Here is a 16,636-nt window from a genome sequence, read left to right as displayed (position 1 = left end):
TATATACCTATATCCTCCTGTTAGAAATATATATGGAAAAATCGACTAAAACAAGATATATAATGCTTAAAAATATATCTATAAAAAATGCACCCTTATTGGGTGCATTTGGTCATTGCGTTCGTTTTTAGCGTACGGTTCGGGATCACCACTTGTGCGGAGATAAAGATAGATGCAATCAATAGCGCGCACGTATAATACACCAGACCATTCCAGCCGAACTGTTTGAGAAAAAATCCGCCCGACCATCCGATCAAGCTGGAACCGGCATAATAAAATAACAGATAGAACGAGGATGCCTGCGCTTTGAATTCTTTTTTGGCTAAGGCGCCTACCCAGCCGCTTGCAACCGAGTGACCGGCAAAAAAACCGAACGCGACGACGGCAACCCCGATTACCTTGATGAGCAGATCGTGGTGCAACGTCATCAGCGTTCCCAAGATAAATATGCCAATGGCCAACCCGATGACGTATCGTCGGGAATAACGATCCGCAAGCTTCCCAAACCAAACCGAACTGACCGTTCCGCCAAGGTTCACCACAAACAGGAAGCCAAAGATCGTTTGACTAACATAATAAGGCGCACTGGTCAACGGATAGCCGATATAGTTCAAAACCGTGATGTAGCCACCCATTAAGAGAAACCCCGTGATGAACATATACAGGAGATTTTTATCAGACAAGCTCCCCTTCATGCCCGCAATCCATTGTTTTGCCGAGATTTTTTTCGGGCTAAAATTACGGGATTCCGGGAGATACCTCCAGAACCAGATACTAAACACGAAACTAATAATCCCCATTGTCATCATGGCAATCTGCCAATTGAACAGATCCGTTAAGGCTCCGATGACAATTCGTCCGACAAATCCGCCGATCGCTGTGCCCGCGACATACACTCCCATTACTCTCCCAATCGCCTTGGGTGAAAACTCTTCATTCAAATAAGCCATTGCGATGGCTGGAAACCCTGCAATACTGATGCCCTCCAATAATCGGAACACCAAAAATGATTGAAAATTATGGATGAACGCCGAAACAATCGCGAATAGCGAAGTGAGCAGCAACGATATGCTCATGATTCCTTTGCGCCCCCACAGATTGGATATCACCGTGTAAAATAGCAAGCTAACTCCCAAAGCGATCGTCGTTAAAGAAATGGACGAACTGGCGGCAGCTGGTGAGATATGATATTCTTCCGAAAATAAACGGATGAGCGGCTGCGGGCTATACAGAATCGCAAACGTGACGATGCTTCCCAGCAGCATGCTGATTGATGCCCGTCGATGCGCTTTGCTCCCCACTTCAACATAATTCATAGTTTTGTTCCTCCACCGTATTGATTGACAGTATCTAGTATAATGATGGATAGAGCACAACGTCTAATGCATAATTCTTATCGTATTTATGTTCTTGATGTAATAAAAGAGACGGAGGAGTTCAATATGGAGTGGCAGCAACTCGAATACTTTCAAACCGTTGCCCGTTTGCAGCACATGACCTTGGCGGCGCAGTCATTATCGATCTCACAACCTGCGCTAAGCCGTTCGATTGCTCGGTTGGAAAATGAACTGGGCGTTCCGCTCTTTGAACGAAGCGGACGCTCTATTGTCTTAAATCGATATGGCCGCCTTTTTTTAAAACGGGTCAATCGTATTATGCATGAATACAGTGAGGGAAAACAGGAGATAGAGGATCTGATCCATCCGGAGCACGGGGAAGTGTCACTTGGGTTTCTTCACACGCTGGGGGTTCAGTTTATTCCGGATTTAATCCGCTCCTTTCGCTGTCTGTACCCGGAGATTCGATTTCAGCTTCATCAGAATGGTACTCAGATTCTTCTGGACCAGCTTGCGTCAGGAGAAATCGATCTTTGCATGGCTGCGCTTCAGGATACCAAGCTACCCATCCAGTGGACTGAATTAATCAGTGAAGAGTTGTTTGTCATCGTGCCGAAAGATCATCGGCTTGCTCGCTCGAAACAAATCCTTTTGGAGGAAATACGCAACGAACCCTTGATCTCATTCAAAAAAGGGTACGGTCTTCGAAAAATAATGGACGACTTGTTGCTAGAAGCGGGAATTAGCCCCGTGATTCGATTTGAGGGAGAAGAAGTACACACCATCGCTGGACTTGTCGCAGCCGGGCTAGGCGTTGCCATCCTACCAGACACGAAGGGATTAGACCTCAGTGGAATATCCCTTCTGTCCGTTCAACGTCCTGTTTGTCGTCGAGTTATTGGAATAGCTCGACTCGAAGGACGATACCTATCACCGGCAGTAGAGCAGTTTCAGCAATTTGTGATTGATTACTTTAAACAGAATGCTAAATAAATCCTTAACAGTCCTTCAATTTCTTGCGCGTACGAAGCCCTTTCTCATAATACCCTTGCATGATTTCCGGTGGCACCATGCCCCTTCTAGTTGTTAGGATACCAGCTTCAAACCGATGGCAGCGCATAAAATCATACTCATGCATAAAATCCTACGCCAATCTCTGGATTCTCCGTATCTGATCATACCGACAAGCGTACTACCTACTGTGCCGATTCCGGTCCAGATGGCGTAGGCGGTCCCCATCGAAATAGTTCGCATCGCTAGAGAAAGAAATAGAAAACTTAACGTAAAGCCGCCAGCTAATACAAGGATTGCCTTCCAGCCGCCGCCTTTATTTACTTGATTAATACTTGTCACACTTACCACTTCAAACATACCAGCCAAGAGAAGATATACCCATCCCATTATACTGTTTCCCCTTTTGTATCTGTGTCTTTCGTGATGGCCTTTAATCCGATGATTCCCGCTAACAGAATGAGAATCAAGACGATTTTGATCCACTTGAAGGGTTCACCGAATACAAGAATATCTGCCAATACAGTCCCCATTGTTCCAATGCCCGTAAAGACTGCGTATACGGTGCCTACCGGCAGTTTTTTCGTGGCGCGGATTAATAAATCGAAGCTCAGAAGTATCGCCACAATCGTACCAATCCACATCCAAGCATTCGATGAATGTTTCAGTCCGATTGCCCATAACACTTCAAAAAAAGCGGCAATCAAGATCATTACCCAATTTCTATTCATACGTACATCTCCTTACTGTAAGCTCGCCTACCTATTGATTTTCTAAAAAAACAACAACACCACTCGCATTAGCGAATGATGTTGTTTTCCCATATCAATCGTCCATCTTCCTGAATGATTTCTCCAACAGACGGCAACAGGATATCTGCTAATTCTTCCAATACATTCGGACTGCTTACTCCACAGAGCACTCCAACCGCAAGGCCTGCAGCTCCATTACGGGCAAGCATTAGATCAACTACCGTATCGCCTACAACCGCTACTTCTGAAGGTTGCAACTGAAATTTATCACAAAAAGCGTTCAGCATACACGGATCTGGCTTTTTATCATAATGATCCGATGTCCCGATAAATTCGAAGTGATGATGAACCCCTAAACTTTTCAGACAAAATATCGTGGATTCCCAATCATCCGCCGTTGCAATCCCCACCTTGATTCCAAGGCTGTGGAGCTGATCAAACAGTTTCTTCAGATCGGCAGTCGGCTTGATCTGAACCGTACTTGATTTGCTCAATTCAACTAATTTGTGAGAAATCCAGGATTCCAGATGTTCCATTTTGCCTGGAGGCACTTGTTTATCCCGAAGCAATTCAACGAACGCCTCGTAAACATCCCGGGTTGTGCCACTGGCAAGAATTCCTTTGGGATCTACTTGATCCTCATTTAATCCGATTGCTTTGAACAGCTCTGCTTCCAGTTGGTGATCATCGGATAACGCTAAATCATTCAGCAATTGATCGACGAGTTGTTTGGCTACTGGAACAAAAAAAGCGTGAAAATCTAGTAACGTGCCATCCTTATCAAAAAGGATTCCTTTTATCTGCCTCATCTCTGATGAACCCAACCTTTCTGCCCTTCGTTTCAAGATACGGCGCTAATATCTACTTGTTCGTTTCCCGCTGTTATCCATTCAATATTCTCCATTTGCGCTTTCCATGCTGGAGGTACATCCTGATCACAGACGATCACATTCACCCCGTTAACAGCAGAGATATTGCAAAACGCTTCAATTCCGATCTTCGAGTGATCCACGAGAATGATCGCTTCTTTGGCTACTTCAATCATTTTTTGGGAGATGCCCGCTTCTTCCACTTCGTACTCTGTAATCCCTGAGAGCGCAATACCACCAGGTGAGATAAACGCTTTGTTAACCTTAAACAGCTCCAGCATTTTCGCGCATAAAGCTCCTCTTGCCGAATGCTGCTCCACGTTTAGCTCGCCGCCTAAGAGAATCACTTTTCCACTAAAGAATCCTTGGTTCAGCGAATCCATCAGGACATTGGCTGTTGGAAGTGAATTGGTTAAGATGGTGAGTCTGTTGATCCCACGGATAGCGTGAGCCAATTCCAATATCGTGGTGCCGCCTCCCATGACAATCGTATCTCCATTGTTGATCAACTGTGCCGCTCTTTTGGCGACTTTCTGCTTGGACTCCATCTGCAAGCTTTGTCTTTGGACGAATGGCGGCTCTCCAAATTCAAAATTGCTTTTGACAGCTCCGCCGTGCACGCGTTTTAAGAAACCTTCCTTCTCTAGCAGATCCAGGTCTCGACGAATGGTCTCCATGGACACGTCGAACAAGCGAGCTAATTCAGACGCGTTCACCTTTCCTGTAACCTGCAGCTGATCTAGAATGATCTTTTTTCTCTCTACGGCCAGAATCGACATCGGGACTCACCTTTCTGTTACAGCTGAATGCACTCTTTTTCCGGAATCCACGCCTGAATCGGCATCCCCTCTATTAAAGGCGCATTGGACGGCACATTCAGTTCATCTACATATAACAAGCGATCATTCGCCTGAATTTCATAGCGACGTACATTTCCTTTGATCGTTACATTTAGGACAGAACCTTTTACCCAGTATCCTGATGTTTGCATCGTGGATGGAATGCTGTTGTCAAATAATCCGATCACCTCGGGCCGAACAGCATAGGCCCCCGCTTGGATGGATTCCCCGGTCAAATGGTAAATATCTTCGTGCGTCAACACGTTATAGCTTCCGATAAAGCGTGCGACGAATTCGTTTTTCGGAGAAGCGTAAATCGTCTCAGGTCGTCCGCTCTGTACCACTTGTCCTCGATCCATGACAAAGATCCGATCGGAAATGGTCATCGCTTCCTCTTGATCATGCGTAACAAAGATCATCGTCATTTTTAAATTCTTCTGGATGTTCCTCAGTTCGACTTGCAAGTTCTTGCGGATTTTGGCGTCGAGTGCGCTGAGCGGTTCATCCAGAAGTAATATATCCGGCTCGGTCACGATGGCTCTCGCCAGCGCTACACGCTGTTGTTGTCCACCAGAAAGCTCATGCGGATAGGCTTTTTCTTTTTCGGACAAATGAATCAGTTCAATGACTTGACGAACTTTTCTTTCGATTTCTTTTTTACCCATCTTCTGCATTTTCAACCCAAAGGCAATATTATCAAAAACTGTCAGGTTAGGAAACAACGCGTACGATTGAAATACCATTCCGACATTCCGTTTTTGTGGAGTTACATGCGTGATATCTTTACCATTCACTTTTATCGTACCGCTGTCAACCGTTTCTAAGCCAGCGATGCTTCTAAGCAGTGTACTCTTGCCGCATCCGCTTGGGCCGAGCAAGGTAATGAATTCACCCTTTTCAATCTCAAGAGAGACCTGCTGAAGCACGGTGTTGTCCGCATATTTTTTTAGCACGTTCTCAATCTGTACGTAACTCATGACACCTTCTCCTTTTTCTCTCCATTTTGAAGTCGAGCTCCAAGCTTCAACATGACGAACGAACTAATCAAAACGATTACGAAATACGTAATGACAATTGCGCTCGACAAATGCCCATTTTCTTTCAGGCGTTGCATTAAATAGATTTGGATGGTTTCAAAGTGTCCGCCGACCAGAATATTGGCCAAAACAAATTCACCAAATAGAATTGAAAGCGATAAGAGAGAAGAAACGAGAATTCCGGGGATAATATTCGGCAATACCACGTAGATGAACGCTCTCCACTTGCTCGCCCCTAATATCTCAGCCGCTTCTATCAGTCTCGTCACATCGATGGTTCGCAAGCTGTTTCGAATTCCCTGATACATGTACGGAAGAATTAGCACATAGTACGCGCCGACGATAATCCAGATGGTTCCGGTCAGGACAATTGGCTTGCTTGAATACATTTTGATCAAGCCCACAGCCGCTACTACACCTGGAATCGCATAAGGAAGCATTACGAGAGCCTGAACCAAGCGCTCCAATTTCGGAAAATAGACCGTGATCGCAAAAACCGCCATCACCATGGTGATCATACTTACGAGTAGGGTCAGAACACAGATCAACACGGTTCTTCCCATCGCCTCAATAAATCGTGGATCGGAAAAAAGCTGGTGATACCAGGTGAGCGTGAAATCAGAAGGCAAAATGGTATTCGCCCATGTATTCGAAATCGAGTACAAAAACGTTGCGGCTAATGGCAAGAAAAGATACAACCCGACAACAACGATGACTAGATAGTGGATTGATCCTTTTCTCATCGCAAATCTCTCCTTACCCGACGCATCATGCGTTCGTTAAACCACATCGCCCCAATCATCATCAAGCCCAGGATGACCGCAAGCGCACTTCCTAAATGAGGCTGACTTACAACATCTCCGCTTACTAAAGCACCGATGCGTATCGGCAATATATTATAGGTGCCGCCCATTAATGCGTACGCCGTCGCATACGCCCCCATGGCATTGGCAAAGAGGATACTAAACGTCCCGACAACACTTGGGAAAATCACCGGCAATCCGATATATCTCCAAAATTGAAAAGTAGAAGCCCCCAACAGAGAAGCAGATTCTCGCCAGGATTTGTGAATACCGGAATACGTAGGGTACAGCAACAGGATGGCTAGTGGAACTTGGAAATAGACATACACAACGACGAGTCCACTCCAACTATATAAATCAAATGAAGAGAGGATATTCCAACCTAAGTCCTTGGCAAGCAAGGTAAACACCCCGCTAGTACCAAGCAAAATGATATACGCAAACGCAAGAGGAATCCCGGAAAAGTTGGACGTCATATTGGAGAAAGTAATCATGAGCGTTTGAATCTTTTTCGGCATTTGCGTAATCGAATAAGAAGCACAGAGCGCAATCACGATCCCAATCAGACTGGAATACAAGGAGATGAGCAAACTATTGGTCATTCCTTTAAAATAATAGGGATTCGTCAGAGCGGATACATAGTGATGCAACGTGTAGGTTTGTGCCCCATCAAATTGAAAACTATCCATTACCATACCGATTAGCGGCACGATTTCAAACGCTATGACCAGAACGGCAAAGGGAAGTAGCGCAAACAATGCAAACCACTTTTTCTTCTGCTTCATTTAGACAACTCCTGGTTTTGAATAGGGAAGACCATCACCATCAAGCAATGGTCTTCCTTTTCGTTTCGTATTTATTCAAACATTCCCGAAAAATCATAGTCGATCATCGCTTCAGACGGCGAGATTCCAAGCAATTGGCAAATCATTGGAGCCATCGCTAATTGCGGTACAACCTGCTCATGATATCCCGGCTTCACGCCATCACCGATGATGAATAGAGGGACATCTCGCTCATCACTACCGGTGCCGCCATGTGCTCCATCCGTATTCATCCCATGGTCAGCCGTGATGACGATGTGGTAACCTTCCTTCGTCCATGCAGGGATCAACTCGGCTAAAAAGCTGTCCATATGAATCGCGGCTTTGCGGTATTGCTTCGAATCGGAGCCATAAATATGGCCAAAATTATCAACCCCCATGGTATGGATATAGAGGAAGTGAGGGTCGTGTTTTCTGCGTAAAACTTCAGCATCCAACAACAGATGAGAATCCGGATAGAAATCATCATAGTAAAACGTTCCGTGTTGAATGGCCTTGCTCTCATCCGACTGTTGACGATCTTCAATTTTGTCAAACGGAGCGCGGTTGTACAGCTCGCTCACCCAGTAAAAGGCGGTAGCGGCATTGCGCATTCCATTTTCTTTTGTCAAATGAAACAGGCTCTTTTGATGAGACAGGCGGCAGGTATCATTGTTTGTGATCCCATTTACCGATGAAGGGGTACCTGTCAACAGCACTTCATACAGAGGTCTGGACATGCTTGGCAGCTCAGACTTTACCTTGTAGGATGCCGCTTTGTTCAGTTCCACCAGATGATTCAGATACCCCATTTGGGAAGAAGCCACCTGATATTGCAATCCGTCAATAACGACCATGATGACTTTATTCATGTTGAATTCCTCCTATTTAACGTTGACCAATACTTGTTCTTGCCAGAGTTCTGGAAGTTGCTTGGATGTGTCGGACCATGCTTTGAAGTCCTTGATTGGTTTTGCGCTTTGATATTCTTCAGCAGGAAGCATTTTCTTGGTAACATCTTCAGGCATTTTCACATCAGAACGGATCGGACGCGCATACCCTCTTGCAAGGTTGATTTGACCTTCATCGCTCAAAATGTACTCACGGGCAAGCATTGCTGCGTGAGGATGTGGAGCATATTTGTTGATAAGGGTTGTATATCCGCCGATCGCACTACCTTCTTTTAAGATGGATACTTCATAACGATTTGGATCGATTTTGTCGCGATAGCCTAAGGCTGTAAAGTCCCAAAGAAGCGCGACAGGAACCTCGCCTTTTTCCAGGTTGGTTGGTTTGACGTCCATTGATTGCAATCTTCCTTGCTTAGCCAGCTCAGCAAAGAAATCCAACCCCGGTTTGATATTCGCTTCATTACCGCCGTGTGCCATTGCCGCAGCCAAAACGGTCATTTGAGCTTGATTGGATTTGGACACATCGTCCACCACTACTTTATAGTTACCTTTTAAGAGATCATCCCAAGTCTTCGGAGGATTTTTGACCAGCTTCTTGTCTGTGAGCACAGCGATTGTTCCCGTATAAGAAACCAACCAATTTCCTTTGTCGTCTTTGGCCCAGTCTGGAATGTCATTCCAATGGGTGGTTTTGTATGGGAGAGTCAATCCTTTTTCAACTGCTGTAGGACCGAATGACATGCCTACATCTCCAATGTCAGCTGTTGGGTTATCCTTCTCCGCTTCAAATTTGGCGAGCTCTTCGGAACTTGACATATCGGTGTCGGTGTGGGTTAACCCGTATTTCTTATTCAAATCGCCCCACGTATCCTTCCAGTCGGCCCAGCCGTCTGGCATACCCACACTCACAACTTGTCCTTCTTTTTTCGCCAGATTGGTAATCTCGTCGAGCGACAGTTCTTTTTGTGTGTTATCCGCTGTTGTATTTGCTGCTGGAGTTGATGCCGTATTCGGAGTAGCGCTATTTTGTCCTCCACACCCTGTAATACCCAAAGTCAACAATCCCATTGCCATCACTGTCTTCAGAGCAATCTTCTTTTTCACGTCATACTCCTCCAATTTGCAATTTTGCGTTTTTGTGCGTTTATTTGTTGTTTTGTACATTTACACTATATAATCGCAATATTAACCACACGTGAAGTTATCTTGGCTTTCGATTAATTTCGTGTAAAGAGATTATTAAAATAATTTCCGTTAAAACAAAAACAGTCATCACATGGATAGCCAGTGACGACTGTTTCTTAGATTCAAAATTTTATTGTTGTGGTTGAACACAAGCTGCTTCAATATCGCCGAATGCCCAATACGTAACAGGAACATCTGTCCATGAAGGTACCGTGAGACTCGTTAATGGACTTCTCTGTGTAAGTCGATTCAGCAAGGTTATCGCTTCCGCTCGAGACAGCGCTTGATTCGGACGGAAGGTATTGTCAGGGTAGCCTTTCATATACCCTGTCTCGTTCACAGCAGCAATATTGACTTCGGCCCAGTTCCCCTTCGTGTCGGTGAAATTAGCTTGTCCTGTAGGAGAAATCTGTTTCCATTTGGCAATAATGGTTGCCATTTCAGCACGAGTTACAGGAGAATCCGGATAAAACATTCCATCACCATTGCCCTTCATCAATCCGGCATCTTGTACCTTCATAATGGCATTGGCTGCCCAATGTGAGGAATACACATCGGTAAAAGGAACTTCATTGGTCTCTTGCTTGGAGTCAGGAATTAATCTGGAGATCATTAATGCCATTTCTGCTCTTGTTACCTTACGATTTGGCTGGAATGTTTGATCCGGGTAGCCAGTTGCATAAGGAACGTGTCCAGCCTTCCCTTGCTTTCCTTGGAAAGAAACAATAGTGAACGTACTAAACTTGTTAATCTCAATTTCAATGCCCATCGGTTTGCCAGAATCATCATAGCGGATGAGGCCAGACTTTAGCTCTTTCTCTCCATCTGTATGTTCCACATAGACAGACAGTGATGATAGGAATGTCTGCAACGCTTGTGGGTTGGTTGGCAAGCTATCCGCTTGCAGTGGGAACATGACATTCGTCGGGAGATGGCTAAAATTAGTTTCGATCACCATCGGCTTACCAACAATCTGTACAGGCTTTCCTCCCGCCAGCTTTTGTACCTCTTGGGCTTGAAGAGTACGCTCCGTTACCGTCTGTTTTTCCTTCGCGTTTTTAATCGGAACTATTCGGAAATACAGGTCCTCTACTGAAATTGCAGCTAATACTTCCTTCGGTATCGTGATAATCGCATCGTTTGTCTTAATCTCCAAGGAAACCTTCTGTTTTTTTATGAGATCCATTGAGTTTTTCGGTATGCGTACTGCCACCTCGTCCGCCGGATCTTTTGGCAGGTCATCAATCACGATTCGGACAACGTCTTTGTTGTTTTTAACAGCTTTTTTCAAGATTTCCTTGGCTTTCTGCGAGTCAAAGATTACTTCGTCAATCTTTTTCCCCTCTTCTGAGGTCTTGCGGACAATTTCCACCTGCTCTACCAAGGAGCTGTCGGTACCCGCTTCCACTTTTACATGTCGGATGGATTGATCGGTGGTTTGGTCACTCGGTTTGCTCGTTCCTCCTCCACCGCCATTGTGATTCCCACCCTTATGATCATCTTTTCCGTTATCACGATCACGTGTCGCTTTATTCACCGTCACATCGATACTCACTGCTAGGTTATTGCTGTTGGTTACCCCATTCGGGAGCTTGACCAATTGCCCGTCGATAGTAAACTCTTGTTTGTCTAAGTCGGTCGGATCATAGTCAGCATGAGCTACATCCCATTTAACGCTCACATGAATGGTACTTTGATCATCTAGGGTAACTTCCACAGATTCAGGAAGGCCAAGTGCAGATGCAGTTTTCGCTGTGCCGTTCTCTATTCCCTTGATGGCTTTAGGCTCAGTGACCTCGATGATGTCTCTTGTATCCTCTTTTGCCGCTTCTACGCTCACCTGGATGCTAACGGTCAGGTTCTGAGTGTTGGTGATTCCGTCCGGCAATTGTATACTTCCCGTAATATCGAATGTCTGTACATCTTTATTGTTCGGATCGTAGCTAGAACCTGCCACATCCCATTTGATTGCTGCATATATGGTACTTCCATCGGTTAACCTGACAGCCACTTCCTCTGGCAGACCCAGAGCTGACGCGGTTTTGGCTGTACCGTTTGGCACTTTCGAGATTGCGGAAGGATTCGTGACGGCTACGATATCCCTTGTCACAGTATCAGCCGCTTTGACATTGACGCGGATGCTTGTGGTTAGGTTTTGCGTATTGTTTACGCCATCTGGTAAATGGACCAGTGTTCCGTTAACCGTAAACGTCTGAGCCTCTTTGCTGGTTGGATCGTAATTGCTGCTGGAAACTTCCCAGCTTACATCGACTTGGATCGCATTACCGTTACTTAACGTGGCGGTTACTTGGGACGGCAATCCCAGAGCTTTAGCGGATTTGTCCGTTCCGTTAGGAAGTCCAGTCAATGGGCTTGGATTATTAACGTTTGTTATCGTAAGGTTTTCTGGTTCTGGTACAGAGATTGTATATTTTTCTACCATTACCGCACTGTCTGTCATGCCGTCTTTGATGGCAATTGCTTTGATCGTCATGGCACTGTTTACTGTAATCGGACTGGTGTAAACAGTACCGCTACTTGTTGGTGTAGTTCCATCTGCCGTGTAATAGATTGTCGCTCCTGGAGTGTTGGTGCTCAGGGTTACCTTTGTCCCTGCTGTCACCGCTCCTCCGGCTGGGCTTGCGGTTGGGGTTTCTGCGTTGGTCAACGAATTCACCGTCACCTTGGATGCGCTGCTTGTTGTCGTTGCGGTTTTCTGGCCTGTTGCTACGTTATTCGTATTCGTTACCACGACATAGTAGTAGGTGGTTCCTTCCAAATCTGTCGGTGCGTCAAAGGTTGTGTTCGTTGCTCCGCTGATCTCTTTACCGCCGCTGGTACTGTTCGTCGTATTGCTGTACCACTGATAGCTCAGCGTTCCTCCGTCGCTCACACTTGCCTCTACACTCAGGGGCGCATTACTTCCCACGCTTACTATCTGATCTACTGGCTGTGTCTTGATGCTCGGCTTTTCCGCATTTACCAGTGTATTCACCGTCACTTTGGCTGCGCTGCTTGTAGTTGTTGCGGTTTTAGTACCAGTTGCTTTATCATTTGTGTTCGTTACCACCACATAGTAGTAGGTGGTTCCCTCAGTTGACGTTGACGCTGCATACGTTTCGGTGGTTGCTCCGTCGATCTTCGTGCCATCGCTCGTGCTATTTGTTGTGTTGCTGTACCACTGGTAGCTTAGCGTCCCTCCGTCGCTCACACTTGCCTCTACACTCAGGGGCGCATTACTTCCCACGCTTACTATCTGATCTACTGGCTGTGTCTTGATGCTCGGCTTTTCCGCATTTACCAGTGTATTCACCGTCACCTTGGCTGCGCTGCTGGTTGTCGTTGCGGTTTTAGTACCAGTTGCTTTATCATTTGTGTTCGTTACCATCACATAGTAGTAGGTGGTTCCCTCAGTTGACGTTGGCGCTGCATACGTTTCGGTGGTTGCTCCGTCGATCTTCGTGCCACCACTCGTGCTATTTGTTGTATTGCTGTACCACTGATAGCTCAGCTCTCCTCCATCGCTCACGCTTGCCTCTACACTCAGGGGTGCATTACTTCCCACGCTCACTGTCTGATCTGCTGGCTGTGTCTTGATGCTCGGCTTTTCCGCATTCACCAGCGCATTCACTATTACCTTGGCTGCGCTACTTGTTGTCGTTGCGGTTTTAGTACCAGTTGCTTTATCATTCGTGTTCGTTACCACCACATAGTAGTAGGTGGTTCCCTCAGTTGTCGTTGGCGCCTCATACGTTGCGCTCGTTGCTCCGTCGATCTTTGTGCCGTTGCTCGTGCTGTTTGATGTGTTGCTGTACCACTGGTGGCTCAGCGTTCCTCCGTCATTCACACTTGCCTCTACACTCAACGTCGGTTTGCTGTCGTTTACGTTCACCGTCTGATCTGCTGGCTGCTTGCTAATGCTCGGTTTTTCCGCATTCGTAACTGGTGCTGGAGGTGACATCGTTCTCATTTTTATTTTGTTTTGACTATTATCCGACACATATATATTTCCGGAACTGTCTACTGCCACTCCACTTGGGTAACTAAATCCTTCATTGTCAGTGATATCCGTCCAGCTATTGTCTGCTTGGTTCAGTTTTTTAACTTTTTTATTGCCTGAATCAGTTACATACACATTGCCGGAACCATCTACCATCACATTACTCGGGCCATTTAATGCTCCCGAACCCGTTATATCTTTCCAGTTACTGTCACCTTTGTCCAGTTTATTAATCTTGGAATATCCAGTATCCACTGCATACAGATTGCCGGAACTGTCTACTGCGATACCACCAGGGAATGCAAACTCGTCCGTACCAACGATGCCCTTCCAGGAATTGCTTCCTTTGTCCAGCTTTGTAATCTTGTTATTGCCACCATCAAACACATACACATTGCCGGAACTGTCTACCGCTACACCAGTCGGGGAATTAAATCCTCCATCGTAAGTGATGTCCGTCCAGCTAATGTCGTTTTGATTTAGCTCACTAATCTTACCTGTACCCCAATCAGCCACATACACATTGCCAGAACCGTCTACCGCTAAACTATGCGGGAAATTAAATATTTGCGTGCCAGTGATATCCGTCCAGCTATTGCTATCTTTGATCAATTTTTTAATCTTTTTATTATTGCTATCAGCTACATACACATTTCCGGAACTGTCTACCACTACACCATCTGGGGAATTAAATCCTCCACCGTAAGTCATGTTTTTCCATGTTCCTGTAGTAGTCAGAGCGTTCACCGTCACCTTGGCTATACTGCTTGTGGCCGTTGCCGTTTTCTGGCCCGTTGCACTGCTATCGGTGTTGGTCACAACGCAGTAGTAGTATGTCGTTCCCTCAGTTGTGGTCGGCACTTCATACATTGCATTCGTTGCTCCGCTGATCGCTGTTCCCCCGACGGTGCTATCCATACTGTTGCTGTACCACTGGTAGGTTAGCGATACTCCTCCGCTTGCCACAACACTCAAAGATGCACTGTCTCTTACATTGACTGTTTGATCTGTTGGCTGTGAGTCAATTCTTGGTATTGCTGCGTTCACCAGTGCGTTCACCGTCAAATTGCTCGTTGTGGTCTGCTTTCCATTAGATGCAAGGGTTACTGGATTGCCATTATGAGTGGCCACTGACAGCGTCGTTCCATTTGCAGGGCTTGCTGTAATGCTGTTAGTCGCAAAGTCTGCCAGAGCTACATCTGCCGTTGTACCGTCATTGTATGCAAGAGTTGCCACCAACCCCGAAAGATCCAGGGCTTCTCCTGCTGTATAGGTCAACTTATTCGGCTGCGTCTTTACCGATATACCTGTTACCGACTTCGCTGCTGTTGCACTGAAGGTGACGGTAAAGCTTACTGTATTGCCTGTCCCTGTCCCGGTGGTGGTTGTTGTTCCTACCGAGGATGAACCTGCCACTGCCGGTGTAAAGGCGGCTGCCTGGAACTCCTTGTCGTTCTTGGAGGTCAGGGTGATGGTGGCCGTATATACCTCTCCCTCCTTGAATTTATTGCCTGCTGTCAATGCCTCATTCCACACTACATTAGAAACGGTGTAGTCGACGTTTAACGTTGCTGCTTCGATTGCCGCCGTATCCTGCGGTGCTGCTCCTGCTGCCGGTGCTGTCATGGTTACGGCTGCCGAGCTTATATACACAGGGGCTGGGGCGTTCACCGTCAAATTGCTCGTTGTGGTCTGCTTTCCATTAGATGCAAGGGTTACTGGATTGCCATTATGAGTGGCCACTGACAGCGTCGTTCCATTTGCAGGGCTTGCTGTAATGCTGTTAGTCACAAAATCCGCTAGGGCAACATCTGCCGTTGTACCGTCATTGTATGCAAGAGTTGCCACCAACCCTGAAATATCCAGGGCTTCTCCTGCTGTATAGGTCAGCTTGTTTGGCTGCGTCTTTACCGATATACCTGTTACCGACTTCGCTGCTGTTGCGCTGAAGGTGACGGTAAAGCTTACTGTATTGCCTGTCCCTGTCCCGGTGGTGGTTGTTGTTCCTACCGAGGATGAACCTGCCACTGCCGGTGTAAAGGCGGCTGCCTGGAACTCCTTGCCGTTCTTGGAGGTCAGGGTGATGGTGGCCGTATATACCTCTCCCGCCTTGAATTTATTTCCTGCTGTCAATGCCTCATTCCACACTACATTAGAAACGGTGTAGTCGGCGTTTAACGTTGCTGCTTCGATTGCCGCCGTATCCTGCGGTGCTGCTCCTGCTGCCGGTGCTGTCATGGTTACGGCTACCGAGCTTATATACACAGGGGATGCCGCATTCACCGTTAACGTAGCTGCATCGGACGTCACATTTCCTGCTCCATTCGTGACAACTACCGTATAACTGCCTGCGTCACTTGCCTGAGCATTACTAATCGTCAGGCTCGCTGTTGTCGCTCCGTTTATGCTTGCACTGTCACCAACATTCGTTCCATCCTTTTTCCACTGATAGGTCAAAGGGGCGTCTCCTGTTGCTGCCACACTAAAAGTTGCATTCTGACCTACCGTTATGCTCTTGTTGCCCGACTGGCTTGTAATAGTCGGTGCGACTGGCAATGGGACATAAGTGAAAGCTGTGTTAATTGCTCCAAAAACGTAGTACTTTCCATTTATATATGTCACAGCTTTTAAGAAATTTGTTGTACCCGTAGATTCTTTCGACCAATTTACTCCATCTGATGAAGTAAGCAAAGTTCCACTACTACCAACAATAACATATCGACCATTTGCATAAATCATGTCCCATAGTTTTATTGAAGTTAAGCCTGGTGGCAGTAATTGTGATTGGGATGTCCAATTAACTCCATCTGGTGATGTAAGATACGTTCCATTATTACCAACTGCATGAAATTTATTATCAGCATAGATGATATCGTACAAATGGTTAGGAGTTGTTGATGTTTGAGTATCCCAAGAAACCCCATCTGATGAGGTTATTATTGTACCCGTTCCCCCGACAGCTACATATTTACCATTGGCGTAGATTAATCCATATATAGTATCATTAGCTGGCTTTGTTTTTGTCCATGATGCTCCTTCATCCGTTGATACATACATGTATCCAGCGGCGCCACCAACAATATATTTAT

General features: G+C 46.1%; 12 protein-coding genes. 1 reads left to right on the top strand and 11 read right to left on the bottom strand.

Annotated elements, in window-relative coordinates; all coding sequences use genetic code 11:
• Positions 1-95 precede the first annotated feature (95 nt).
• Complete coding sequence (locus tag ACQCN2_RS12180; RefSeq protein WP_426929186.1) at positions 96-1,316, bottom strand: MFS transporter; 1,221 nt, start codon at positions 1,314-1,316, stop codon at positions 96-98.
• 126 nt (positions 1,317-1,442) lie between these two features.
• Here ACQCN2_RS12180 and ACQCN2_RS12175 point away from each other — a divergent pair, with 126 nt between their 5' ends.
• A complete protein-coding gene (locus ACQCN2_RS12175) occupies positions 1,443-2,330 on the top strand; it encodes a LysR family transcriptional regulator (protein WP_426929185.1) in 888 nt (295 codons plus the stop codon).
• 93 nt (positions 2,331-2,423) lie between these two features.
• Here ACQCN2_RS12175 and ACQCN2_RS12170 read toward each other — a convergent pair whose 3' ends face one another.
• The 10 genes from ACQCN2_RS12170 to ACQCN2_RS12125 form a co-directional block, all read right to left on the bottom strand.
• Positions 2,424-2,738 (bottom strand): DMT family transporter, encoded by a 315-nt coding sequence (locus tag ACQCN2_RS12170; RefSeq protein ID WP_426929184.1) that lies wholly within the window; start codon positions 2,736-2,738, stop codon positions 2,424-2,426.
• Entirely contained in the window at positions 2,738-3,079 is a 342-nt protein-coding gene (locus ACQCN2_RS12165; protein ID WP_426929183.1) for a DMT family transporter, read from the bottom strand. Before ACQCN2_RS12165 ends, ACQCN2_RS12170 begins: the two co-directional genes overlap by 1 nt.
• Before the next feature lie 68 nt (positions 3,080-3,147).
• Positions 3,148-3,909, bottom strand: a complete 762-nt coding sequence (locus ACQCN2_RS12160) for an HAD family hydrolase (protein WP_426929182.1) — start codon at positions 3,907-3,909, stop codon at positions 3,148-3,150.
• Positions 3,910-3,941: 32 nt separating this feature from the next.
• Positions 3,942-4,748, bottom strand: a complete 807-nt coding sequence (locus ACQCN2_RS12155) for a DeoR/GlpR family DNA-binding transcription regulator (protein WP_426929181.1) — start codon at positions 4,746-4,748, stop codon at positions 3,942-3,944.
• 17 nt (positions 4,749-4,765) lie between these two features.
• A complete protein-coding gene (locus ACQCN2_RS12150; RefSeq protein ID WP_426929180.1) occupies positions 4,766-5,785 on the bottom strand; it encodes an ABC transporter ATP-binding protein in 1,020 nt (339 codons plus the stop codon).
• Positions 5,782-6,588, bottom strand: coding sequence for an ABC transporter permease (locus tag ACQCN2_RS12145; RefSeq protein WP_426929179.1), 807 nt, complete (start codon positions 6,586-6,588; stop codon positions 5,782-5,784). The genes ACQCN2_RS12150 and ACQCN2_RS12145 overlap by 4 nt, the downstream gene beginning before the upstream one ends.
• Positions 6,585-7,433: an ABC transporter permease gene (locus ACQCN2_RS12140; protein ID WP_426929178.1), complete on the bottom strand. Its 849-nt coding sequence runs from the start codon at positions 7,431-7,433 to the stop codon at positions 6,585-6,587. Before ACQCN2_RS12140 ends, ACQCN2_RS12145 begins: the two co-directional genes overlap by 4 nt.
• Positions 7,434-7,504: 71 nt before the next feature.
• Positions 7,505-8,323: an alkaline phosphatase family protein gene (locus ACQCN2_RS12135; protein ID WP_426929177.1), complete on the bottom strand. Its 819-nt coding sequence runs from the start codon at positions 8,321-8,323 to the stop codon at positions 7,505-7,507.
• Positions 8,324-8,335: 12 nt separating this feature from the next.
• Entirely contained in the window at positions 8,336-9,436 is a 1,101-nt protein-coding gene (locus ACQCN2_RS12130; protein ID WP_426929406.1) for an ABC transporter substrate-binding protein, read from the bottom strand.
• 241 nt (positions 9,437-9,677) lie between these two features.
• Positions 9,678-16,604 carry an S-layer homology domain-containing protein gene (locus ACQCN2_RS12125; protein WP_426929176.1) on the bottom strand — a complete coding sequence of 2,309 codons (6,927 nt, stop codon included), beginning with the start codon at positions 16,602-16,604 and terminating at the stop codon, positions 9,678-9,680.
• Between the last annotated feature and the right edge of the window lie 32 nt (positions 16,605-16,636).

This window comes from Brevibacillus ginsengisoli, assembly GCF_050113715.1.
Taxonomy (GTDB): Bacteria; Bacillota; Bacilli; order Brevibacillales; family Brevibacillaceae; genus Brevibacillus_H; species Brevibacillus_H ginsengisoli.
Note: the sequence above shows the minus strand (reverse complement) of the source record. Positions and strands in the feature narration are given on the sequence as shown.